The organism is Brevibacterium sp. LE-L, assembly GCF_050214925.1.
Classification (GTDB): domain Bacteria; phylum Actinomycetota; class Actinomycetes; order Actinomycetales; family Brevibacteriaceae; genus Brevibacterium.
Genome location: NZ_CP189759.1, coordinates 195,114 through 217,967, shown reverse-complemented (window position 1 = coordinate 217,967; position 22,854 = coordinate 195,114). Strand labels below are relative to the sequence as shown.

20 protein-coding genes are annotated in these 22,854 nt (G+C 64.4%); 11 read left to right on the top strand and 9 right to left on the bottom strand.

Going from position 1 to position 22,854, the window contains the following annotated elements:
* Window positions 1-214 precede the first annotated feature (214 nt).
* The 3 genes from ACQE2J_RS00960 to argE all read left to right on the top strand — a co-directional run bounded on the left by ACQE2J_RS00960 (window position 215) and on the right by argE (window position 3,114).
* Window positions 215-655 (top strand): hypothetical protein, encoded by a 441-nt coding sequence (locus ACQE2J_RS00960; protein ID WP_425119084.1) that lies wholly within the window; start codon window positions 215-217, stop codon window positions 653-655.
* A 59-nt stretch (window positions 656-714) separates the two neighbouring features.
* Window positions 715-1,575 (top strand): class I SAM-dependent DNA methyltransferase, encoded by an 861-nt coding sequence (locus tag ACQE2J_RS00955; RefSeq protein WP_425119085.1) that lies wholly within the window; start codon window positions 715-717, stop codon window positions 1,573-1,575.
* Between the two features lie 363 nt (window positions 1,576-1,938).
* On the top strand, window positions 1,939-3,114 hold the full coding sequence (gene argE / locus ACQE2J_RS00950; protein WP_425119086.1) for an acetylornithine deacetylase: 1,176 nt from the start codon (window positions 1,939-1,941) through the stop codon (window positions 3,112-3,114).
* A 23-nt stretch (window positions 3,115-3,137) separates the two neighbouring features.
* Here the strand turns inward: argE and ACQE2J_RS00945 are convergent, their stop codons facing one another.
* Complete coding sequence (locus ACQE2J_RS00945) at window positions 3,138-3,773, bottom strand: DUF1345 domain-containing protein (protein ID WP_425119087.1); 636 nt, start codon at window positions 3,771-3,773, stop codon at window positions 3,138-3,140.
* A 157-nt stretch (window positions 3,774-3,930) separates the two neighbouring features.
* Here ACQE2J_RS00945 and ACQE2J_RS00940 point away from each other — a divergent pair, with 157 nt between their 5' ends.
* Together ACQE2J_RS00940 and ACQE2J_RS00935 are read left to right on the top strand one after the other, a co-directional pair.
* Window positions 3,931-4,149, top strand: a complete 219-nt coding sequence (locus ACQE2J_RS00940) for a DUF2945 domain-containing protein (protein WP_135537721.1) — start codon at window positions 3,931-3,933, stop codon at window positions 4,147-4,149.
* Entirely contained in the window at window positions 4,146-4,706 is a 561-nt protein-coding gene (locus tag ACQE2J_RS00935) for a DUF488 family protein (RefSeq protein WP_135537720.1), read from the top strand. The genes ACQE2J_RS00940 and ACQE2J_RS00935 overlap by 4 nt, the downstream gene beginning before the upstream one ends.
* Window positions 4,707-4,884: 178 nt before the next feature.
* Here ACQE2J_RS00935 and rplI read toward each other — a convergent pair whose 3' ends face one another.
* The 8 genes from rplI to ACQE2J_RS00895 all read right to left on the bottom strand — a co-directional run bounded on the left by rplI (window position 4,885) and on the right by ACQE2J_RS00895 (window position 14,161).
* Window positions 4,885-5,343 (bottom strand): 50S ribosomal protein L9, encoded by a 459-nt coding sequence (gene rplI, locus ACQE2J_RS00930; RefSeq protein ID WP_135537719.1) that lies wholly within the window; start codon window positions 5,341-5,343, stop codon window positions 4,885-4,887.
* Between the two features lie 16 nt (window positions 5,344-5,359).
* Complete coding sequence (gene rpsR / locus ACQE2J_RS00925) at window positions 5,360-5,599, bottom strand: 30S ribosomal protein S18 (protein WP_135537718.1); 240 nt, start codon at window positions 5,597-5,599, stop codon at window positions 5,360-5,362.
* Between the two features lie 37 nt (window positions 5,600-5,636).
* Window positions 5,637-6,269, bottom strand: coding sequence for a single-stranded DNA-binding protein (locus tag ACQE2J_RS00920; RefSeq protein ID WP_135537717.1), 633 nt, complete (start codon window positions 6,267-6,269; stop codon window positions 5,637-5,639).
* Window positions 6,270-6,303: 34 nt separating this feature from the next.
* Window positions 6,304-6,594 carry a 30S ribosomal protein S6 gene (rpsF, locus tag ACQE2J_RS00915; protein WP_025779601.1) on the bottom strand — a complete coding sequence of 97 codons (291 nt, stop codon included), beginning with the start codon at window positions 6,592-6,594 and terminating at the stop codon, window positions 6,304-6,306.
* Between the two features lie 108 nt (window positions 6,595-6,702).
* On the bottom strand, window positions 6,703-8,097 hold the full coding sequence (locus tag ACQE2J_RS00910) for a hypothetical protein (protein WP_426936908.1): 1,395 nt from the start codon (window positions 8,095-8,097) through the stop codon (window positions 6,703-6,705).
* 22 nt (window positions 8,098-8,119) lie between these two features.
* On the bottom strand, window positions 8,120-10,477 hold the full coding sequence (locus ACQE2J_RS00905) for a transglycosylase domain-containing protein (RefSeq protein ID WP_426936907.1): 2,358 nt from the start codon (window positions 10,475-10,477) through the stop codon (window positions 8,120-8,122).
* A gap of 357 nt (window positions 10,478-10,834) precedes the next feature.
* Entirely contained in the window at window positions 10,835-12,541 is a 1,707-nt protein-coding gene (locus ACQE2J_RS00900) for an AMP-binding protein (protein WP_426936906.1), read from the bottom strand.
* A gap of 144 nt (window positions 12,542-12,685) precedes the next feature.
* A complete protein-coding gene (locus tag ACQE2J_RS00895; RefSeq protein ID WP_426936905.1) occupies window positions 12,686-14,161 on the bottom strand; it encodes a CCA tRNA nucleotidyltransferase in 1,476 nt (491 codons plus the stop codon).
* Window positions 14,162-14,299: 138 nt separating this feature from the next.
* On the opposite strand from ACQE2J_RS00895, the gene ACQE2J_RS00890 reads away from it, so the two are divergent.
* From ACQE2J_RS00890 to trxA, 6 genes are all read left to right on the top strand, one after another.
* Window positions 14,300-14,788, top strand: coding sequence for an NUDIX domain-containing protein (locus ACQE2J_RS00890; protein WP_135537714.1), 489 nt, complete (start codon window positions 14,300-14,302; stop codon window positions 14,786-14,788).
* On the top strand, window positions 14,785-17,106 hold the full coding sequence (locus ACQE2J_RS00885; protein ID WP_426936904.1) for a DUF6049 family protein: 2,322 nt from the start codon (window positions 14,785-14,787) through the stop codon (window positions 17,104-17,106). The genes ACQE2J_RS00890 and ACQE2J_RS00885 overlap by 4 nt, the downstream gene beginning before the upstream one ends.
* A 3-nt stretch (window positions 17,107-17,109) precedes the next feature.
* Entirely contained in the window at window positions 17,110-18,729 is a 1,620-nt protein-coding gene (gene murJ, locus ACQE2J_RS00880) for a murein biosynthesis integral membrane protein MurJ (protein WP_135537713.1), read from the top strand.
* Between the two features lie 21 nt (window positions 18,730-18,750).
* Complete coding sequence (locus tag ACQE2J_RS00875) at window positions 18,751-21,216, top strand: virulence factor MviN (RefSeq protein ID WP_426936903.1); 2,466 nt, start codon at window positions 18,751-18,753, stop codon at window positions 21,214-21,216.
* A gap of 161 nt (window positions 21,217-21,377) precedes the next feature.
* Window positions 21,378-22,349, top strand: a complete 972-nt coding sequence (gene trxB / locus ACQE2J_RS00870; RefSeq protein ID WP_135537711.1) for a thioredoxin-disulfide reductase — start codon at window positions 21,378-21,380, stop codon at window positions 22,347-22,349.
* 104 nt (window positions 22,350-22,453) lie between these two features.
* Window positions 22,454-22,771, top strand: coding sequence for a thioredoxin (gene trxA / locus ACQE2J_RS00865; RefSeq protein ID WP_135537710.1), 318 nt, complete (start codon window positions 22,454-22,456; stop codon window positions 22,769-22,771).
* Window positions 22,772-22,854: the final 83 nt, after the last annotated feature.

Sequence of the window (22,854 nt, the reverse complement as noted above, 5' to 3'; positions counted from 1 at the left end):
CAACGACTTTAGCGAAACCACGGCCCTCAACCCGCATCCGCAGGCGGATTCTCACCTGGGAATTCGGCGGGGAGTCCGAGCGTCGGCCACATAAGGCACCGTTGACCGCACAACGCCCCGTTGCCGACATAGCGCCCCGTTGGACCGGGTGGTTGAGCCGCTGCCTGTAGGAGAAGAGCTCCCAGCGCGCCGTCAATCGGGTTAAAGTACCACCATGGCCCGCCCCTTGACCGCCCGAGAACACAGTGTCGCGCTGTTCATCATCCGTTGTGCCACGACCTCTCCCGACGAATCGGACTACGCGAACTTCACTTCTCAGCAGCGAGACGCCTGGGACCCGCCGGTGCCGATCACGGCCGAACGGAGACGGACCTGGGAGAACAGCCTCGGCGAGGTGCTGGTGACAAATGAATGTGGTTGCGGCATCTGCCCGAGCATCGGCATGCGCCCCAGACATCGCACCGACGATGACAAACGCAACGACCAAGGCGGCGACGGGGACTGGTCGGATCGCATCGTCCTCACTGCCGGTGTATCCGGGGCGATGCTCCTGCTCTTCATCGACGACGACATTCCCAGCTATCTCGAGTTGGCCCCGACCGATGACGAGCTGAGCTTCGCGGAGTTCCCCGAGCCCGAGTCGATCAGTATCTGATCAGAACCCCCAACTCGCCGAGGCGGCTCCGAGCCGCCCATGAACGCTAGGCTCGGTGGATGGAGTATTTCGAGGATCGTGAGCGGGCGGAATCCTTCGGCGAGGTGGCCCGAGACTACGACGCCTACCGGCCGAAGTATCCTGCCCCACTCATCACGGAGATCATGCAGGCAGCCAGGACGACCGCCGAGTCTCGCACGGGCGACCCGCGCATCCTCGACGTCGGTTCGGGAACCGGCATCCTCGCGACCCAGCTGAGGGACGCAGGGGCTGAGATCCTCGCGGTCGAACCGGACACCGCGATGGCACAGGTCGCCAGGTCCAAGGGCCTCGAAGTGGAGATCTCGACGTTCGAGGATTGGGAGGCATACGGCCGCATGTTCGACCTCATCAGCTTCGGACAGTCCTTCCACTGGGTAGACTCGATTGCTGCTCTGCCGCGAATCCGCACCTTGCTCGAACCCGCGGGAAAACTGGCCCTGGCCTGGAACGATATCGAACCGAAGGGTGAGTTCCGCGACCGGCTCGATGCGATCTCCGCTCGTTTCCACGCCGAGGGCACGACCGCGAGTCTGGGTGCTGCACCGAATCTGGGTGCTGCACCGAATCCGAGGACTGCTGCGGACCCGAGCACGCCAGCGGACCCGGGCACGGCAGAGACCGCGGGCAACTTCGACGCTGTCGAGCACCCTGCCCTCACACAGCTGCGTGCCTCCGGTTTCACGCCGCACGAATCCGTTTTCGCCGAAGATCTCTGGTATTCGAGGCACAATTGGCTGTCGATGCTGTTCACCTACTCGGCTCAGCTGACGATGGATCCGGTGAAGCGAGCGGTCATGCGCGAAGAGCTGTCGGCCGAAATCCCTGACGACGGACTCGAAACACGAAATGAAGCCCTGCTGATCCTCGCTGGAGTCTGAAGATCTCTCGCTCGCACACCCCACACACCCCTGCCAGGGGCTGAGCATCCCTCACCGTTCCCGCCACACCGGACTCTTACCGCCACAACGCACCGGTGCAACGGGAGGCTGTGCGGCTGGCGAGAGGTTGTGCGGCTGCCGGGAGGTTGTGACGCTGACGGGCCGGCATGCTCCGCGTCCAGGCACGGGCCGGGGTGCTCCACGTCCAGGCACCGGGCCGGTGGCGCGCTGGCGAAGCCCGACCCGTAGAGTGAGAGGGGTCTGGTCACCGCTGTCCTGCGCCGGGACCGCACGGGCTCTGCGCCACAGACTCAGCGAGACGACCGGATCGACGCCATCAGCATCCGACCGTCAGGAGCAGTCGTGCCAGCTCAGCCCGCCGAGGCCACCATCTCCGAGATCACCGATCTCATCACGTTCGACACGACGAGCCGGGACTCGAACCTCCCGCTCATCGAGCACGTCGAAGCCCGCCTCGAAGCCGCCGGCATCACCTTCCTGCGGATCCCGAATCCCGAGGGCACGAAGGCCAACCTGCTCGCCACCATACCCGCCGCCGACGGCACGAAGACCGGCGGAGTCGTCCTCTCCGGTCACACCGATGTCGTCCCCGTCGACGGCCAGGACTGGTCATCGGTCCCATTCGCACCCGAGATCCGCGATGGAAAGTACTATGCCCGCGGCAGTGCGGACATGAAGTCCTTCGTCGGCGTCATCCTCTCCCGCCTCGAGACCCTGGCGGCCGCGAAGCTGCGCGAACCCATCCACCTCGCCTTCTCCTATGACGAAGAGATCGGATGCGTCGGTGCGGTGTCCCTCGTCGAAGCGATCACCGAGGCGCAGCTGGCACCTCGCGGCTGCGTCGTCGGCGAACCCACGAGCATGCGCGTCATCCGCGGTCACAAGTCGATGAACGTCTTCCGCGTCGACTTCCACGGTGTGGCCGCTCACTCCTCGCTCACTCCCGAAGGCGTCAACGCCATCGCCTACGCCTCCGAGTTCGTCGCCTTCGTCCACGCGGTCGCCGCCGAATTCCGCACCGAGGGACCCTTCGACGAGGCCTATGTCGTGCCGTTCACCTCGGTCACGGCGAACACGTTCAGCGGCGGCATCGCCGTCAATACGATCCCCGCCGAGGCGAGCGTGCAGTTCGAGTTCAGATCGCTGGGCTCGGTCGATCGGGAAGAGCTCATCGCCCGTTTCCGCGCCGAAGCCGCGCGCCTGGGTCGCCAGATGGCGGCCGAGAACGACACCGCCGGCGTCGACTTCACCATCGAAGCCGGTGCCCCCGGCTGCGAGACTCCCGCCGGTGCCGACATCGTCGACCTCGCCGCGAACTGGGGCGGCATCGCCACCGATGACAAGGTCACCTACGGCACTGAGGCGGGGCTGTTCTCGAACGCGGGCATCCCGACCGTCGTCTGCGGGCCCGGAGACATCGCCCAGGCGCACGCTCCCGATGAGTTCATCGAACTCGAGCAGATCGCCGCCTGCGAATCCTTCATCGACGCCCTCATCGCCGATCTCAGCACTGACTGAGCTCCCCGACGCCTCCCTCGGACTCAGTCGATGAACACTCCCACGACGAGGTTGATCGCCGTGGCGAGGATGACGGCGTTGAAGATGTAGGACAGGAGGCTGTGGCGCAGCAACACGGCCCGGATCTCGGTGGTCGACACACTCGTATCGGGCACTCCGAGGGACATGCCCACGGAGAACCCGAAGTAGAGGAAGTCCTGATATCTCGGCGGGACATCCGTGTTGAAGTCGATGCCCGCCGGCTCGTCACCGTCGAAGTATAGGAAAGCGTACCGGGCGGAGTAGAGCAGCTGCAGGCCGGCCCAGGACATGAACACACCGAGGAGGGCGATCGCTGCCGGCAGGGGTCCGGCATCGGATCCTCCCATGATGAGCAGACCGACGATGCCGCCGATGCCCAGCAGCTGGGCGACGGTGACGACGACCTCGTCGATGATGGGCCGGAAGTCCTCGCGCTTCGCATTCGCTTGAGTCGCCTCGGCGTCCATGGGCCACAGCACTGCCGTGCCCAGGATGACGAAGGTCGTGGTGACAACGGTGATCCCGACGAGTGTCGCGAATGCGGCGGCCTCGACCAGCGCGATGACGACGCCGACGACGAGACCGAGGACGATCGAGGCGACCAATCGGTTGCCAGCGCTGATGAACAGCCTGTTCATGGACTCTCCGTTCGCTCATGCCGGTGATCGGCGGGCCACCCTTCCACTGTTGCACACCGGCCGGTCGGTCGGAAGCGAGGACCCCGAGACACCTGGTTCCCTTCCGTCGACCTTCGTGTTTGGATGGGAACACAGCCATTGAGGTCGAGGAGGCAGCATGGGATCCGAATTCAACGTCGGTGATCACGTGGGATGGAACTCGGAAGCGGGCGAGGTCTCCGGTACGATCACCAAGGTCCACACCTCGGATTTCGAGTACAAGGGGCACAACCGACGGGCATCGCCGGACGAACCTCAGTACGAGATCCGCAGCGATAAGACCGACCACATCGCCGCGCACAAGGGCAGCGCACTTCACCGCATCGACAAGCGATGACCGACCCGACCCCCGCGGCAAGGGAATCCGAGTTTCTCACCATCGGGCATTCGAATCGTGAACTGAACGAGTTCATCGATCTCCTCACGGCCACCGGCACCGAGGTGGTCGTCGACGTCCGCAAACTCCCAGGATCGAACCGGAATCCCCAGTTCAACGCCGACACCCTTGAGACCGACCTCGCCGAGGCGGGGATCGAGCTGCGGCGCCTCGAGGGACTGACCGGCCGGCGACCGGTCAGCCGCACGGTGCCGTTCGACGTCAACGCTTGGTGGCAGAACAGAAGCTTCCACAACTACGCCGACCACTGCCTGTCCGAGGAGTTCCGTACGGACCTCGACACCCTCGTCGACTGGGGTGAGGACGTACGATGTGCGCTCATGTGCTCAGAAGCCGTGTGGTGGCGCTGCCACCGGAGGATCATCGCCGATCAGCTGCTCGGCCGTGGGCTCAAGGTCGCCCACGTGCTCGGCCATGACCATATCGATGCGGCGAAGCTGAGTGCGGGGGCGGTGCTCGATGAGGATGCACGCGTCACCTATCCGGCCGATGCCTGAAGGGCCGATCTGCTCCAACCGACGCCGCACGCTCCAGCGGACGCCGCAAACCCTGACAGACGCGCCGAGGCGGCACCTGAATACAGGTGCCGCCTCGGCGGTGGTGTGGGGAGGGTCGTGCCGGTCGGTACGGACCGGGCAGCCCTCTCGCCACGTCCGGATCAACGGATGGGGCCGATCAGGCCTTGCCGATGACCTCGAACTTGATCTTCGCGGTGATCTCGTCGTTGACGCGCACGACAGCGTTGTAGCTGCCCGGGGTCTTGACGTGCTCGGTCAGAGCGACCTGGCGACGATCGAAGTCGTGCCCGATTGCCGTCTGCAGCGCTTCGGCCACGAGAGCCGGGGTGACGGCGCCGAAGAGGCGACCGTTCTTGCCGGCCTTCATGTCGATGCGAGCCGTGGACGACTCGAGTTCGCCCTTGACCTTGACAGCCTCATCGTGGTCGGCGATCTGCTTGGCCTGACGGGCCTTGCGGACGGACTCGATGTGCTTCTCGGCGCCGGCGCTCCAGGCCGAAGCCCAGCCACGGGGCAGCAGCAGGTTGCGTGCGTATCCGGCACGAACCTCGACGACATCGCCGGCGGCACCGAGGCCGTCGACTTCCTGGTTCAGAATCACTTTGCGGTTAGGCATATTTCTTTCCCTCCGATCAGCGAGCTGAGCTCGAGTAGGGCAGAAGTGCCATCTCGCGGGCGTTCTTGACAGCCTTTGCGATGACGCGCTGTTCCTGCACGGTCACACCGGTGACGCGACGTGCACGGATCTTGCCGCGGTCGGAAATGAACTTACGGAGCGTAGCGGTGTCCTTGTAGTGGATGGTCGCCGCTTCGCCCTTCTTGAGCGGATTAGCCTTCTTCTTGATAGGCTTCCGGATCTCTGGCTTGGCCATGAGTATCTCCTGTTAACGAAATGTCTTCAGACGTGGATCAGAACGGGGGTTCGTCGGCGCCCGGGTTGCCCCAGCCGCCGTTTCCGCTCTGCGGGTTCGATGATGCCCACGGATCGTTGCCCGGTGCGTTGTTGCCCTGGCCGTAGCCGCCCTGGCGCTGACCACCCTGCTGGCTGCCCTGGGGGCCGCCCTGCTGGGGGTTGTTGCCCCATCCGGAGGACTGCTGGTTGCCGAAGCCGCCCTGCTGGCCGCCTCCGCCCTGGCCTCCGCCGAAGTTGCCGCCGCCGGAGAATCCTCCGCCGCCGGGGGTGTTCTTCGTCACCTGGGCGGTGGCGCGTCGCAGGCTGGGGCCGACTTCGTCGACATCCAGCTCCATGACGGTGCGCTTCTCGCCTTCCTTGGTTTCGAAGGACCGGGACTTCAAACGGCCCTGAACGACGACCCGTGTACCACGCTGCAGGGATTCGGCGACGTTCTCTCCCATTTCACGCCATACCGAGCAGCGCAGGAACAGGGTTTCCCCGTCCTTGAACTCGTTGGCCTGACGGTCGAAGATACGCGGCGTCGAGGCCACGGTGAAGTTTGCGACTGCAGCACCATTGGGTGTGAAGCGCAGTTCGGGATCGCTGGTCAGGTTCCCGACGACCGTGATGACTGTTTCGCCTGCCATTGAATGCTCCTTGAAGCGAGGTAGCTTAGATGCCTTACTTGGCGTCCGGGCGGAGGATCTTCGTGCGCAGAACGGACTCGTTGAGTCCGAGCTGACGATCGAGTTCCTTGGTCGTTGCAGGCTCGGCGTGGAAATCCACCACGACGTAGTAGCCCTCGGACTTCTTCTGGATCTCGTACGCGAAGCGACGACGTCCCCAGATGTCCACGTTGTCGACGGTGCCGTTCTCAGCCGGGACAACCTTGATCAGGTTGTTCACGGTGTCAGCCAGCGTCCGCTCTTCGAGGTCGTTGTCAAGAATGAGCATGAGCTCGTACTTACGCATATGTCACCCACCTCCTCTGGTCTTTGCGGCCATGGTCGGTCCATGGCAGGAGGGTATATGCATGTCCGTGCCGCTTCCGTGCTGGTCACGAAATGGGAACAGACCTCGCTAGTCTAGTCGACGCATCGGCGAGCTGTCATGTCCGTCCGCGTGGTCTGCCTTACGGCCTGCGTCCTGATGGCCCCCGTACCCTGCGTCGGCGTCGGCCGTAGGCGTGTGTCGAGGTTCCTCCCCTCGCCGAGGCGGCCCCGCCGTCGCCGTGCGGCCGCGGATCCGTCGCCGGTAGAGGTTCTCCCCGGCCATGATGACGACGAGGACGAGGGCGAGGAGTCGCAGCAGGGCGAAGAGCGCGACGAAGGCGGGATCGAGGCCCTCGTCGAGTTCGTAGCCGGAGACATCGCCGAGTCGGATGCCGACGGCGAAGACCGCCTCGGCGAGGGTCCAGACGATGAGCACCCACCAGCGGCGGATGGACAGGGCGACGAACGGCAGCAGCCACAGGCTGTCCCAGGGCATGAGGCCCGGTGCCAGGAGCAGGCAGCCTCCGATGAGCAGGCACGCGGACACGGCCGGGTCGAGGCCGGTGCGTCGCACCATGTGGAGGGCGGTGGCCACGGCGAGGATCACTCCGCCGCTGGCGATGATCCACAGTGGGGCCCACAGTGCGGTGTCGCCGAGGTCGGCCATGAGCAGAATCGAGGCGAAGGAGCCGCCGTCGACAGCATCGGAGTACCAGTGGATGACCCGGTCGACAGCCGTGCGGTCGATAACGAGCAGAAGCGCCGAGGTGATCATGGCCGCGGCGAGCATCATCCGCGGGTCCCGTGGCTGAAGTCCCCGTGCCGGGTGCGGCCCGGCCACGGCGAGGGCGAGGAGGACGAGCAGGGCGAGCGGGTTGATGAATGCCGCGATGCCCAGCAGCACGCCGGCCGGCCAGCCGCGCGGAGGCAGCGGCGGAGAGCCTGTGAAGAGGACCATCGCCCAAATGCTCAGGGCTAGGGCGAGCGGGTCGAGTGTGGAGCCGAGGGTGAAGAGAATGAGCGGGGAGGCGAAGACCGCGATCAGCCAGGCGCGTTCGCGGGCGAGGACGAGCAGTCCCGCACCGAGGGCCGCGATCCCGGCGGTGTTGAGCAGGAGCACGACGACCATGAACAGTGAGACGTCGTTCGTGACCAGGTGGAGCAGGTCAACCAGGCGGGCCTCGAGTGGGGCCAATGCTCCCGCACCGCCGTGCGAGCGGCCGAGCACTTCGGGATTGACGTCACCGGCGAAGGCCGTTGAGAGGGGTCCCGCGCACATCCTCGCCGAGGCGGCCGGCTGTTCGTATCCCGAGTTCAGACACGGCCCCTGCAGTGCCAGGGCGAGGAAAGTGGTGACACCGAGGACTGCTGCGAAGGCGTACGCCTGGGCGCTGCGGAACCGGCGACCGGCAACACCGAGGTGAATGCCGACCGGACCGCCGAGCAGAGGCTCGGCGATCCGGGTACTGGGCTTCGAGGGCATGGCTAGAGGGTACTAGCCTTCATCAGTCATCTGACGGTTTGGGAACTGGAACCTCGATTGGCGGTTCGTCGTCTTTCCCATCATCACTACCCTTGTCAGAACCGTTTCCGCCATCGTCATCTGAAGGATTGTCCGGCTTATCGTCCTTCGACTTGTCGTCATTGCCGTCGTTCTTATCGTTGCCGTCGGCGTCCTTGGAGCCTTCTTCCCTGCCCTTCTCGTCGTCCTTGGAATCCGAGTCCTTGTTCTTGTCCTTGTCCTCGTCGTCCTTCGGCGTCTCGATCGGAGCCTTGGTCTCCTTGCTCTTATCCTCGTCACTGTTGTCCGAGGGAGCCTCCGGTGCGGGCTTGGGCTTCGGAGCCGGAGCCGGGTTCGTGTTCTTCGGCTTCGGCTTGTCGGGCAGTTCGCCGCGGGCGGGGAACTGTTCGACCTTCTCGCCCTGGAGCGCCTGCTGCATGTAGTCGGTCCAGACCTGCACGGGGAATGAGCCACCGGTGACTTCACCGCGTCCGCCGTAGGCACCGATCGACGTCTGCTTGCCGTCGACTTCGCGGTAGAGCACGACCGAGGTCGCGAGGTTCGGGGTGTAGCCGGAGAACCAAGCCGCTGTATTCCCTGTCGTCGTACCGGTCTTGCCCGCTGCCGGGCGTCCGAGGTTCTGGGCGTAGCTGCCCGATCCGCCGTTGACGACCTGTTGCAGAGCGTAGGAGGTCTCCGCAGCGACGGCCTTGTCGAAGACGCGCTTTCCCTTGGTCTCGGCCTTGTACACTTCCTTGTCCTCGGCACCCTGGTGGATCGTCTTGATCGAGTGGGTCTCGTGGTGGACACCGTTGGAGGCGAAGGTCGCGTACGCCGAAGCCATATCGATGGGCTTGACACTCGGTGTGCCGAGCACGTTCGACGGGTTCGGGGTCAGCTCGATCGAGCAGCCGCCCGTATTGCCGGCCTTCATCTCCTTCTTCGTGCAGTTCGGGCTCAGTCCCGCACGTTCGGCGACGTCTACGGTTTTGTCCGGCCCGACCTGCACATTCAGAGCGGCATAGGCTGTATTGATCGAGGACTGGGTCGCCTTGAGCAGGCTCACCGGTCCGTAGCTCGTATTCCCGAAGTTCTTCACCGGCCAGGGCGTGCCGTCATTGTTCAACGTTGTCGGGCTGGAACCGGGGTAGGAATCGGTCAGGCGCACACCGTTCTCGAACCCGGCCACAAGGGCGAAGGGCTTGAACGTCGAACCGGCCTGCACATGGCTCTGTGTGGAGGCATTGAATGCCTGGTCGAGATAGTTCTTGCCACCGTAAAAGGCTTCGATTCCACCGTTGTCCGGGTCGATCGAGACGAGTCCGGCCTGCATACCCTCAGGTTGCTGTTGCGGCAGTGTCTTGATGGCCTGTTCGGCCGCCTTCATCCGGTCCTTGTCGAAGGTCGTGACGATGTTGTAACCGCCTCGGTCGAGCTGGGCTTCATCGATGTCGAGCTTCCGCAGTGCCTCGCGGCGAACGAAGTCCCACATGTAGCCCTTCTGGCCGGACAGCGAGGACTCCTTGTTCTGCTTCTCCACCTTCGGCAACTTGACCTTCACGGCCTGATCTTCGGTGATGAAGCCTTCGTCGACCATGTTCTTGACCACATAGTCGAAGCGGTCCTCGTAGGCCTCGGGATTATCCGAGGGGTCGGCAGCACCGGGACGCTGAATCATCGCGGCCAAGAGAGCGGACTCACTGACGTCGAGGTCCTTCGCCGATTTGTCGAAGTAGTTCTGTGCAGCCACCTCGACGCCGTAGGAGCGCCTGCCCAGATAGATGGTGTTGAGATAGTTCGTGAGGATCTCGTCCTTCGACTGCTGCTGGTCGATCTTGAGCGAGATGAACATCTCCTTGATCTTGCGATCAAAGGAATGCTCGTTCGTGAGGTAGAAGTTCTTCACGTACTGCTGGGTGATCGTCGAACCGCCACCCGCGTACTTGTTCGTCGCCACACCGACCACCGCTCGGGACAGACCCTTGATCGAAATGCCGCGGTTCTCGTAGAACGAGGTGTCCTCAGCGGCGATCGCGGCCTTCTGCATCGGCTCGGAGATCTCGTCGAACTCCACGGACTTGCGGTCTTCGACCTTGTACTGGCCGATGGGGGTCTTGCCATCGCTGTAGTAGATCGTCGAGGTCTGACCGGTTGCCTCGAGGTTCGGCTCCGGGATGTCCGTCGCCGCATATCCGACAGCGAAGAGCACGCACAGCGCGATGACGAGGCTGAGCCCGCCGACGACGAGTACGCGAATGCTCGGCAGGAAACGAGTCCAGCCGCTCACACCCGCTCGCGGGTAGTTGAGCAGATTCTTCGTATTCCTGCCGATGTTCTTGGCTCTGTGTTGTCCCTTAGCCACCCAAGGTCCTCCAGGTCAGTCAGCCTGCCGCGATGCGTGGCGACGAGGTCCGAAAAAGGTCAAAGACGCCCCTCAGTCTGGCACGCCTTCTTTAGTAGAGGGTGAAAGAGTGCTGAGCCTCGTACCCTCCGATCGCGAGAGGTTACCGTACAGTCCACCGAGTAACCCGGCGCAGAGCATCTCACCAGGTATTTTACTTCACGGCATGATTTTCAACCATGACATGTGCGTGTTTGCTCACATTCAACAGGGAGTCAGGTTTTCGATACGAGGAACCATCGAAAACCTGACTCCCTGTTGAACGGCGCGTTTGCACGACCGAGGCGGCCGGGGGGCCAGGGGTGCGACCGACCGGAGTCAGCTCTTGAGGTCGAAGTCCGTATCCGCGTATTCGCTGCCCTCGACGGCGGGTTCGCCGCTGAACGGGTGGAGCTGGTCCTCGCGCGCCCGCAGCTCGACGCGTCGGATCTTGCCGGAGATCGTCTTCGGCAGTTCGGCGAACTCGAGACGGCGGATGCGCTTGTACGGTGCCAGATTCTCACGGCAGTAGGCGAGGATCGACCGTGCGGTCTCGGCGTTGGCCTCGAACTTGTCGGAGACGACGACATAGGCCTTCGGCACGGCCAGGCGCAGCGGGTCCGGCGAGGGCACGACGGCCGCCTCGGCGACGGCTTCGTGTTCGATGAGCACGCTCTCGAGTTCGAACGGAGAGAGTCGATAGTCGCTGGCCTTGAACACGTCATCGGCACGGCCGACGTAGGTGATGAACCCGTTCTCATCGCGTTCGGCCACGTCACCGGTGTGGTAGACACCGCCGGAGAAGGCTTCGGCCGTCTTCTCCTCGTTGCTCCAGTAGCCGCTGGTCAGGCCGATGGGACGCGGGTCGAGACGCAGGCAGATCTCGCCCTCGTCTCCCTCTTCGCCGGTGGCCGGGTCGACGAGCACGACGTCGAAGCCGGGCAGGGCCTTGCCCATCGAACCGTACTTGAGCTCCTGATCCGGCGGGTTGCCGATCTGCAGGGTCGATTCGGTCTGGCCGAAGCCGTCGCGGATGAGCACGCCCCAGTCGCTCTTGACGCGGTCGATGACCTCGGGGTTGAGCGGCTCGCCGGCGCCCAGGGCCTTCGTCGGAGGATTCTTCAGATGCTTGAGGTCGGCCTGGATGAGCATCCGCCACACTGTCGGAGGGGCGCAGAAGCTCGTCACACCGACCCGGTCCATGGTCTCCATCAGCGCGTTCGCGTCGAAGCGCGAGTAGTTGTAGAGGAAGACGCAGGCCTCGGCGATCCACGGAGTGAAGATGTTCGACCACGCATGCTTGGCCCAACCGGGCGAGGCGACGTTGAGGTGGACGTCGCCCGGGGTCAGTCCCATCCAGTACATGGTCGAGAGGTGGCCGACGGGGTAGGAGACGTGCGAGTGAGCGACCATCTTCGCCTTCGATGTCGTGCCCGAGGTGAAGTAGAGCAGCAGCAGGTCATCAGCTCGTGAGCTGCCCTGCGGGTCGAAATCGGTGCTCTCCTCATCGGCATCGGAGTAGCTGTAGTCCTGCTGGCGGGTGGGCTCACCGCCGACGACGATGCGCACGACTTCGGATTCGACATCATCGAACTTCGCGGCATCCTCGGTGCCGGCGACGACGAACTCGGCCTTGCCGCGTTCGACGCGATCGGTCAGGTCGATGGGCCCCAGCTGCGTCGTCGCGGGCAGCAGCACGGCGCCGAGCTTGATGCCGGCGAGCATCGTCTCCCACAGTTCGACCTGGTTGTTGAGCATGACCATGACATGGTCACCACGCTTGATGCCGGCGCGGCGGAAGTGGTTGGCCACCTGGTTCGACCGGGCCGAGAGCTCCGCGAAGCTCCACTTGCCCTCGGTTCCGTCCTGTTCGACGATCCACAGGGCCGGGTTGTCATTGTTCTCCGCGACCTTGTCGAACCAGTCGAGGGCGAAGTTGAAGTGTGTGAAACGCGGCCATTCGAACTTCTCGCGGGCAGCGTCGTAGTCGCTGCGGAGCTCGATCAGCTGATCTCGGGCTGCTCTGAACTCGTCGGTCACCGTCATTGCTCTCTCCTCACACTATCGCCCACGCCACAGTCTGTGACGCCAAGCACAAATCTAGACGATTCCGAAGCTATCAGCACAGATCAGTCCGCAGATCAGCGGGGTCGGTCGAGAACTCGGCGCAGGCGGATCAGCAGGAGTCGGTCACTGACCGTGGTCTTCCCACCATGTGCGCAGCTCCGCCTCGGCGCGCTCGGGCCCGAGTGGTCCGTGCTCCATCCGCAGCTCGAGCAGATGCTTGTACGCGCGGCCCACCAGCGGCGATGGTTCGATGTCGAGGATCTCCATGATCTGCCGGCCGTCGAGGTCGGGACGGATCGACGCGAGTTCCTCCTGCTTGGCGAGGACGTCGATGCGCTCCTCGAGATCGTCATAGGCGAACGCCAGCCGGTCGGCTTTGCGCTTGTTGCGGGTGGTGACGTCGGCACGGGTGAGGATGTGCAGACGGGAGAGCATGGGACCGGCGTCGGTGACGTAGCGGCGCACCGCCGAATCCGTCCAGCCGGCATCCCCGTAGCCGTAGAACCTCAGATGCAGCTCGACGAGGCGGCCGACCGCCTTCGTCGTGTCCTTGTCGAAGCGCAGCGCCTTCATCCGTTTGGCCGTGAGCTTCGCTCCCACCGCATCATGGTGGTAGAAGGTCACGGCGCCTCCGGGCTGGAAACGGCGGGTGGCCGGTTTGCCGACATCGTGCATGAGCGCGGCGAAGCGGACGACGAAGTCCGGGACTCTGAGACGCTGCGGATCATCATCGGCCATGCCGGCTTCCGCCTGGGCCGCGGCATAGCGTTCTTCGAGTTCGATGGCCTGACGCAGCACGGTCAGCGAATGCTGGTAGACGTCCTTGTGCCGGTGGTGCTCGTCGGTCTCGAGCTGCAGTCCCGCCACCTCGGGCAGGACGTGGTCGGCGAGGCCGGTGCGCACAAGCAGGTCGATGCCGGCGGCCGGATCGATGCCGGTCATGAGTTTGACGAGTTCGACCTGGATGCGTTCGGCGGAGATGATGTCGATGCGTTCGGCCATCTCGGTCATCGCCTGCTCCACCTCGGAAACGGGGTCGAGCCCGAGCTGAGAGGTGAATCGCGCCGCGCGCATCATCCGCAGCGGATCATCGGAGAAGGAGTCCGCGGGCGCGCCGGGGGTGCGGATGCGCCCGGCGATGAGATCGTCGAAGCCCTGGTGCGGATCGACGAAGGTCTTCGACGGCAGGCGGATCGCCATCGCCCCGATGGTGAAGTCGCGGCGGACGAGGTCGGCGTCGAGGTCCGTGCCGAAGCGCACGGTCGGTTTGCGCGAATCGGACTCATAGGCTTCGGCGCGGTAGGTCGTGATCTCGATCTGCACACCGGACTTCACGGCTCCGATGGTGCCGAATTCCCGACCGATGTCCCAGTGCGTGTCGACCCAGTCGGCGATGAGCCCGAGGATGTCATCGGGGTGCGCATCGGTCGTGAAGTCGAGGTCGGGCATCGGACGGCCGAGCAGCGCGTCACGGACGGACCCGCCGACGAGGGCGAGTTCGAAACCGGCCGCGGAGAACCTCTGACCCAGCGGGCCGAGGATGTGTTCGAGCTCATCGAGCTTGTCGTGCAGTCGGGCGTGCGCGGTCTGCGGGTCCACCGAGCTCCTTCTCTTCCAGATTTCTGCTCTTGCCGGCTCAGACATGCCGCCCGGCCACAGGCGGAAGTTCCGATCCCCATAAGCCTACCGGGAGCCGGTGACACGGAACTTCCAAGATTCGCCTACTAAGGTAGGAGAATGACCACACCGATGCCCAAGCCGGGACCCAGGGCGTCCCGCCGCACCACGGTGGAGGAGATCTCCGCCGGTGGCATCGTCGTCGACTTCTCTCATCCGAAGCTGACCGTGGCCGTCATCGCGCGCATCAACCGGGCCGGCCGGATCGAATGGTGCCTGCCCAAAGGCCATCTCGAAGGCACGGAGACTCCCGCCGAGGCGGCCCGCCGTGAGGTGGAGGAGGAGACCGGGATCGCGGGACAGATCATCTGCCCGCTGGGCACCGTCGACTACTGGTTCACCGTGACCGGGATCCGGATCCACAAACTCGTCCACCATTTCCTCCTCCGTGCACGATCGGGGACCCTGACAGTGGATAATGATCCTGACCAAGAAGCGATCGATGCCGCGTGGGTGCCCTTCAACGACCTGCGTTCGCGACTCTCCTTCGCCAATGAGCGCCGCATCGTCGCCGCCGCCCGACCGATGGTGTCCCGACTGGAGCAGTGAAACCCATTCCCATCCGCCGCCTGCGATTCGTCACCGCCCTGCTGAGCACGCTCATGCTGCTCGCAGGGCCGGTTTTCGCGCTTCCGCTTCTGTCCGCATCCCCGGCAGCAGCCGATACTCAGGGCACCACGGAGGCGCAGACGTCCGATACACAGGCGGACAAGCCCACGATCACCCTCGACGAGGTCACACCCTGGGTCGATGAGAAGGGCACGCTCACGGTCCGCGGAATCGTCGCGAATCCCACCGACAAGGCGATCGAGAAGCCGACCCTGAGTCTGCAGATGTCGACCCGCAAGCTCGATTCGGAGTCCCGGCTCAGCGCCTGGAAGCGGGGAGGGTCTGAGCACCGCACCGTCGCCGACCTCGAACACGATGGACCGAAGGCCCGGAAGAAGGCAGAGAAGGACAAGAGCCCCGAGGCGGACAGCGACTCGGGGATCACCCTCGACACGCCGATCGAGGACACCGTCGATCCCGGCACCTCCGCCGAGTTCACCTTCACTGTCGAGGCCGACGACCTGGGCCTGAGCAAGTCCTCGCCCGTGAGTTCCTGGGGTCCGCGCGGTCTCGCCGTTCAGCTCGGCGACGGCACCGGACTGCGCGCCTCCGCGCTCGGCTTCACGACGTGGTATCCGACGCCGAAGTTCGACCAGACGAAGCTCAGCCTGCTCGCCCCGGTCACTCTGCCCGGACATTCCGAGGGCGGACTCATCCCCGCCGAGCAGCTCGACAAGGCCATCGCAGACGGCGGTTCGCTGTCGACGATCATGAAGCTGCTCGACCACAAGGAACTCGCACTCGCCGTCGACCCGAGAGTCATCAGCTCCTTCGAAGCCGCGATCGCCGAACCTCCTCCCGCCGACGGCGAGGGCTCGGAGCAGACCGAGGAGCCCGGCGACGAGGACGGTGAGCAGACCCAGACCCCACCGGTCGGAGTCGCTGAGAACGAGGACACCGGAGCCAGCGACGCCGAACTCAAAGCCGAAGAGGAGCGCCGCAAACGCCTCGACGCCTGGTACGAGGACTTCGTCTCCAAGGCACAGAAGCACACGGTCGTCGCCCTGCCCTTCGGCGATCCCGATCTCCACTCACTCCACGGCAGCAAGATCGACCGGCTCGGCTCCTTCGCACAGAAGCAGCGCGCGATCGTCAAGGATGTCTTCCCCGAAGCACGCACGGACATCGCCTGGCCCGTGGCCGGCAGCGCGACGAAGAGCGGACTGCGGGCGCTGAAGAAGTCGGGCAACTCCACGGCGATCCTCAGTGATGAGCAGCAGCCGTCGATCACCGGTATCCACGACGATGCTCATTCGCAGACGACGATCACCGACGATGGGGAATCGACGATCGATACACTGATCACCGATTCGAACCTCACGGACATGGGCACCGCCGCGATCACTTCCGAACATCCCGCCTCGGCGCTGTCCGAGCTCGTCGCCGAATCGGCCGCGATCCAATCCGAAGCCCCCTATCGCGCGCGCAACCTCCTGGTGCCCTTGCCGCGCACGGCCGCCTCGGCGGGGTGGGAGAAGACGGTCGAGGCACTCACCTCCGCGCCGTGGATCGCCCCGACCGGGGCCGACGAACTCCTCGACTCGCCGTCGGAGGCCCGCGGGCTGCTCCGCACCGATTCCGACGCTGCGCACATCCGCAAATCCACGGTGACGTCCCTGGCCCAGACCCGATCGAACCAGACGGGTTTCAACAGCGTCTTCAGCGACCGGAAGAGCGCGGACATCCGCTTGGATCGGGAACTGCTCAGCTGCACCTCGGCGGCGTGGACCCTGGATCCGAAGGCGAACGACTGCGCGGATAAGGCCCGGGACCAGAGCCGGAAGCTCATGGACAGCCTGCACCTGCGCAAGGGATCGTCCGTCCTCCTCGTCACCGGCGTGAAGACGACGATTCCCGTCACGATCGTCAATGATTCCCCCGCCGAGGCGACTCTGCGGATCCGAATGAAATCCTCCACCCCGCAGCTGCGGACCCAGGAGACGGAGACCGTGCAGGTTCCGGCTGCGGAGACGATGCGTGTCGACGTCCCCGTCGAAGGCCTGGCCAATGCCGATGTGCCGACCACGATCGAGATGGTCACCGACGATGGGGCCGTCCTGCCCAGGGATGAGTCGCTGCTTGTGCGGGTCCGCGCCGATTGGGAGAACATCGGCACGGCCGTGGCCGGATTGGCCCTGGCCGCGGTGTTCGTGATCGGCTTGATCAAGACGATCTCGCGCGGGCGTCCGAAGATCCCCGAGCAGCAGCTGGCCGACGCGATGGCCCGCGCCCAGACCGACGACCCCGAAAAGAGGTAGCGCTTGTCCAGCTTCTCATCCCTGGCACGGTCCTCGGCAATCATGACCGCAGGCACCCTGACTTCGCGGGTGCTCGGCTTCGCCAAGGCCTCGATGCTGGCCACCGCGATCGGTGTGACCTTCGTCCAGGCCGACGCCTTCGACGTCGCGAACAAGGTGCCCAACACCCTGTACATGCTGCTGGCCGGCGGTGTGGTCAATGCCGTGCTCGTCCCGCAGATCGTGCGTGCCTCGAAACAGAAGGACGGCGGCGAGGACTTCACGAACCGGCTGCTGACCCTGTCCTTCCTCATCCTCGGCGCAGTGACCATCATCGCGACCGTCGCGGCCCCGCTGCTCGTCTGGCTCTATTCCTCCGGGTGGAGTCACGAACAGCTGGCGCTGGCCACGGCCTTCGCGTACTGGTGCCTGCCGCAGCTGTTCTTCTACGGCCTCTATACGCTGCTGGGCCAAGTCCTCAATGCGAAGTCCTCGTTCGGCCCGTATATGTGGGCGCCCGCGCTCAACAACATCGTGGCGATCGCCGGCCTCGCGGTCTTCATCATCGTCTTCGGAACGAACAACGCCTCCCCGCACGGGCTGGATACCTGGACTCCGGACAAGATCGCCCTCATCGCCGGAACCGCCACCCTCGGCGTGGCAGCTCAAGCGCTCATCCTCATCTGGCCACTCAAACGCATCGGCTTCAAGTACAAACCGACCTTCGGCTTCCGCGGGGTCGGACTCGGAGCGGCCGGCAAGGTCGCCTTCTGGACGTTCGCGGCGATGCTCGTCGGTCAGATCGGGTTCCTCATCATCTCCCGAGTCGCCGCCGGATCCTCGGTGCCGGGAGACGGAAACGCTTCGAACACGGCCTATACGAACGCGTACCTCGTGTTCATGCTCCCGCACTCGCTCATCGCAGTATCCCTGGCCACGGCCCTGTTCACCTCTTTGGCCAAGGACGCCGCCGAAAACGACACCGAGGCGGTCGTCGGCGACTTCTCGATGGGTGTGCGGATGGTCGGGATGGTCAATACCTTCGCTCTCGCCGCCCTCGTCGTCCTCGCCTCGCCGGTGGCGATGATCATCGCCGGTCCTGGTCGCGAGCAGGCCATGGCCATCGGGTTGGTCATCATCACGATGGTCTTCGGGCTTGTTCCCTTCAGCGCGAACTATCTGGCACAGCGCGTGTTCTACGCCTACGGGGATGCGAAGACCCCGTTCCTCATCCAGCTGCCGCAGATCGTCTTCCAGTCCCTGGCGGTGCTCTCGGCTTCGATCTTCCCGAAGTCGGTGACGGTGGCGATCATCGGTCTCATCATGAGTCTGGGCTACCTGTTCGCGATGATCATCTCGTTTGCAGTCCTGAAGAAGCGCCTCGGTGCGATCGATCTGCGCGAGATCCTCACCTCGCACGTGAAGTTCCTGCTCGCTGCGATCGTCGCCGGAGGTGCCGGTTTCGGACTGCTGTACTTCTTCCCGGACTTCGCGCTGGCCGGTCGCCTGCCGGCGATCGCCACGACCGCCCTCGTCGGCACCGTCATGCTCCTTTTCTTCATCGGAGCTTGTTATTTGCTCAGAGTCAGAGAGTTGCATTCGATTATTGACGTGGTAGCTGGAAAACTAAGAAGAGCAGCCTGAGCCCTTGAATCCCCACCGGAGGTGGTCGTCCTGATCGATATCGAACCCGGCATGGTGGTGGCCGGTCGTTATGTCGTATCGACTGTGGACCGACGTTGGCTTCCCGATAAGCCCGAGGTCGGTGCCGTGTGCACGGGCCTCGACGCGATCCTCGATGAGCCCGTGCTCATCCTCGTCGCCGATGCCGACGGGTCCAACGATGTCCTCGAGGCGGCTCGGCGCGTGTCGATCCTCGGTGACCCGCGCATCGCACCGACGCTCGATGTCGGGCATTCGAACGGCCTGGACTACATCGTCATCAAACGCATCGCGGTGACGCCGTTCAATCAGATCCTCCCGCGGTCGCCGCTGCCCGTCGACGCCGCCTGCGCACTCATCGGCGAGATCGGCACCGCACTCGTGACGGCGGCCAGGCGGGGACTGTTCCACATGTTCCTGCGCCCGAGCGTCGTGGGATTGACCTCGAAGGGTGCGGTGATCATCGCCGGCATCGGCATCGATGCGGCATTGGCGCTGGACACCGGGCTCGTCGAGCAGACGGACTACACGCCGACGAAGGCCTCGCGTCGGGACGCGCTGGCCCTCGTCCAGCTCTTCTACGCGGCTCTGACCGGTTACTGGCCCGGGGAAGAAGCCTTCGACGGCCTGCCTGCTGCGGAGAAGGAGAATGCGCGCATCGCGCGGGTCAAGGCACTCAACCCCGATGTCTCCGATGAGCTCGACGACTTCGTCAGTGGAATCATCACCGGTTCGGATCCCGGCCCCGGTTCGGTCGCCGAGATCCTCGGCTACATCGACTCCTGGGATCCGGAGCTGCTGCGCTACGTCAACCGCGCGCCCGTGGCTGAGAACGAGACGCTGTTCGAGACCTCGCCGCGCAGCTTCGATGAGGCGACCAGCCTGCCTGCGCCCCGGTCGAAGACCATCGGCCCCGGCCCCGAAGGTGCGGCCAGCGCCAGCGAGGATCAGGTGCAGGCCGCTCTTGTGCGCGTGGGCATCACTCGTCCCGGCACTCGTGGTCTGGCCGCGGGCGTCGTCGGACGCACTACGGGACGCTACGCGGATCGGATGCAGATGAGGGAGGCCTCGAGTTTCCCCATCGCCAAGGAGCAGCTCGACAGCGCTGCCCAGGACTGGGAGGAGTGGGAGCCGGAGCAGACCTATTCCGAATACTCCGAATACGCCGCTCACGAATACGATGAGAACCTCACAACCCCGATCATGAGCCGGGAGGACGATCCCGACCCAGACACTCAGGCTCTCGAGATCGTCCCCGAGGACGAGGGCGATGAGAACGACACGCGCGTGATCATGGACAACGACGAAGAAGAGGACGACGGGTCCTGGTTCCTCGGCGGCATATTCGAAACCGATGAGCAGCAGCGCGAACATCAGCGCCGCGAATACGAGCGGGAACGTCGCATCGCGAAGGCGAAGGAAGAGGAGGCGCGCCGCCGTCTTGCCGCTTTCGAAGCGAGCTCGGCCGCGCGGCAGCAGGAAGCCAATGCCGCGGCACCGCCGAAGGAGATACGTCGGCTGTCCCCGGACACCGATGACGATCACAGCACCGAGGCGGCCCCGCCGACCGAGAACTCTCCGACCGCGGATTCGGCGTCCGTTCGCCCGGCCGAACGCAAGGCGGCAGGACGGCCGCGTCAGCAGCACAGCGATTCCACCGCTGCGGCCGCCGCACCGAAGCCGACATCGTCGAAGACGCCTTCGACCAAGTCGGCCGCGACCGGAGCTGCAGTCGCAGGTGGAGCTGCAGTCGCAGGAGGGGCCGCAGTCGCGGGAACGACCGGGGCTGGAGGGGCCGGGGCAGGGTCCGCCGGTGCAGCGGCCGGTGGCAGCGGCGGCGGTTCTGCTTCGGAGGATCGCGATCTCGCAGCCACCCGGAAGCCGTTCCTGTGGTTGGTGCTCGGTCTCGCCGTCGTCGCGGCGATCATCATCGGCATCGTCGTCATCAACTTCAATTCCGGTGATGACGAATCTGCTCCGGTGGCTGAGTCGTCCGCTCCGAGCGAGGAACCGACGAAGAAGGCCAAGAAGGAGACTCCGAAGGCTGATCCGCCGAAGATCGAGTCGGTCGAATCACTCGATCCCGAGGGTGACGGTTCGGAACATGACAGTGAGACCGAGAACGTCATTCCGAACACCGAGGGTTCGTGGAACACGGACCGCTACAACTCGGCGAGCTTCGGCAACCTCAAATCGGGAGTCGGTCTGCTCTTCGAGTTCGAAGACGAGTCGACCGTCAGCAAGGTCAAGGTCAAGTCGGGCAGCTCCGGCGGTAAGTTCGAGATCCGCGACGGAGACGATCCGGCGGACGCGAAGGTCATCGGCGAAGGTGTCTTCGACGCCGATGGCGGAGTCACCGTCAAGTTCGATGAGAAGGTCACCACCGACAAGCTGATTCTGTGGGTGACCGATCTGCCGCAGACAGACGGCGGTTTCAAGGCCACGATCAGCTCCGTGCAGTTCTCCTGACAGACATGGTCTCTCCGCAGCAGGTGCCGCGGGCGGCGAGGCAGCTGCGGCAGCAGGTGCGGAATAGTCCACGGCACCGTACGGTTATAGAAACGATAGTCACTCCGCACGACACGCCATAACGGGTCGGGCACAGCAAACAGAAGCAGGGATCTTTTCACATGACTGATACTCAACTGGTGATCATCGGGTCGGGTCCGGCCGGCTACACCGCCGCCGTCTATGCGGCTCGCGCCAACCTCTCGCCGGTCGTCATCGCAGGTTCGGTGACAGCGGGCGGCGAGCTCATGAACACCACCGATGTGGAGAACTTCCCCGGTTTCCCCGCCGGTGTGCAGGGGCCCGAGCTCATGGAGAGCATGCGCGAGCAGGCTGAGAAATTCGGTGCCGAGGTCATCTACGACGATGTCGAGACCCTCAAGCTCAACCCCGGAGCTCATGAGATCGAGACCGCCCTTGGTGCTCGCTACACGGCCAAAGCCGTGATCCTCTCGACCGGCTCGGCCTACCGTGAACTCGGACTGCCCAATGAGAAGCAGCTGTCGGGACACGGCGTCAGCTGGTGTGCCACCTGCGACGGCTTCTTCTTCCGCGATCAGCATATCGCCGTCATCGGTGGAGGGGACTCCGCCCTGGAGGAGGCCACGTTCCTCACTCGCTTCGCTTCGAAGGTCACGCTGGTCCACCGTCGCCAGGAACTGCGTGCTTCGCAGGCGATGCAGGATCGCGCACAGGCAGATGAGAAGCTCGAGTTCCTTCTCGACAGCGAAGTCGCCGAGGTCCACGGCGAGGATTCCCTCACGGGTCTGACGATTCGCAATACTGTCACCGGTGAGACTTCCGAGCTTCCGGTGACCGGCATGTTCGTGGCCATCGGCTCCGACCCGCGCACCAGCCTCTTCGCCGACCAGCTCGACATGCGCCCCGATGGCTATCTCAGTGTCGAAGGCCGCACGTCCAAGACATCGGTCGAAGGCGTCTTCGCCGCCGGCGACGTCATCGACTCCGTCTACCGTCAGGCCATCACTGCAGCCGGCTCAGGCTGCTCAGCGGCACTCGACGCAGAGCACTACCTCGCTGATCTTGACGCCGCTGCGGTGCCAGTTTCGGCTGAGGCTGCCGTCGCTTCCTGATCAAGCTGCATCCCGCTCAGGAGCGGCACCGCGCCCAAGGCGGGAATGAATCCGCCAGCACCACTGTTCTCGATAGTGAAACTCGTTGTGAAGGAAGGTCAACCATGTCGACAGAAGTCACTGATGCAACATTCGAAGAGACCGTACTGAAATCCGACAAGCCTGTGCTCGTCGATTTCTGGGCACCTTGGTGCGGTCCGTGCCGCATGGTCAGCCCCATCGTCGACCAGATCGCAGAAGAGCACGGAGAGAAGCTCAACGTGGTCAAGGTCAACACCGATGAGAATCTCGAGACGGCGAGCACCTACGGAATCACTTCGATCCCCGCTCTGTACGTCTTCAAGGACGGTGAAGTCGCCAAGACCATCATCGGTGCCCGTCCGAAGCCTGCTCTCGAGGATGAGCTCTCCGAATTCATCTGATCGAGTTCTAAGGCGCCTGTTGTACTATCAACAGGCGCCTTAGGCGTATCTGCACCATTGAACCCGCCCCCGCAACCGCTCCA

Bases quoted from the DNA above. Each gene is read 5' to 3' on its own strand.
- ACQE2J_RS00960 (WP_425119084.1), top strand. From the start codon at position 215: ATGGCCCGCCCCTTGACCGCCCGAGAACACAGTGTCGCGCTGTTCATC.
- ACQE2J_RS00955 (WP_425119085.1), top strand. From the start codon at position 715: ATGGAGTATTTCGAGGATCGTGAGCGGGCGGAATCCTTCGGCGAGGTG.
- ACQE2J_RS00945 (WP_425119087.1), bottom strand. From the start codon at position 3,773: ATGAACAGGCTGTTCATCAGCGCTGGCAACCGATTGGTCGCCTCGATC.
- ACQE2J_RS00940 (WP_135537721.1), top strand. From the start codon at position 3,931: ATGGGATCCGAATTCAACGTCGGTGATCACGTGGGATGGAACTCGGAA.
- ACQE2J_RS00935 (WP_135537720.1), top strand. From the start codon at position 4,146: ATGACCGACCCGACCCCCGCGGCAAGGGAATCCGAGTTTCTCACCATC.
- rplI (WP_135537719.1), bottom strand. From the start codon at position 5,343: ATGCCTAACCGCAAAGTGATTCTGAACCAGGAAGTCGACGGCCTCGGT.
- rpsR (WP_135537718.1), bottom strand. From the start codon at position 5,599: ATGGCCAAGCCAGAGATCCGGAAGCCTATCAAGAAGAAGGCTAATCCG.
- ACQE2J_RS00920 (WP_135537717.1), bottom strand. From the start codon at position 6,269: ATGGCAGGCGAAACAGTCATCACGGTCGTCGGGAACCTGACCAGCGAT.
- rpsF (WP_025779601.1), bottom strand. From the start codon at position 6,594: ATGCGTAAGTACGAGCTCATGCTCATTCTTGACAACGACCTCGAAGAG.
- ACQE2J_RS00910 (WP_426936908.1), bottom strand. From the start codon at position 8,097: ATGCCCTCGAAGCCCAGTACCCGGATCGCCGAGCCTCTGCTCGGCGGT.
- ACQE2J_RS00900 (WP_426936906.1), bottom strand. From the start codon at position 12,541: ATGACGGTGACCGACGAGTTCAGAGCAGCCCGAGATCAGCTGATCGAG.
- ACQE2J_RS00890 (WP_135537714.1), top strand. From the start codon at position 14,300: ATGACCACACCGATGCCCAAGCCGGGACCCAGGGCGTCCCGCCGCACC.
- trxB (WP_135537711.1), top strand. From the start codon at position 21,378: ATGACTGATACTCAACTGGTGATCATCGGGTCGGGTCCGGCCGGCTAC.
- trxA (WP_135537710.1), top strand. From the start codon at position 22,454: ATGTCGACAGAAGTCACTGATGCAACATTCGAAGAGACCGTACTGAAA.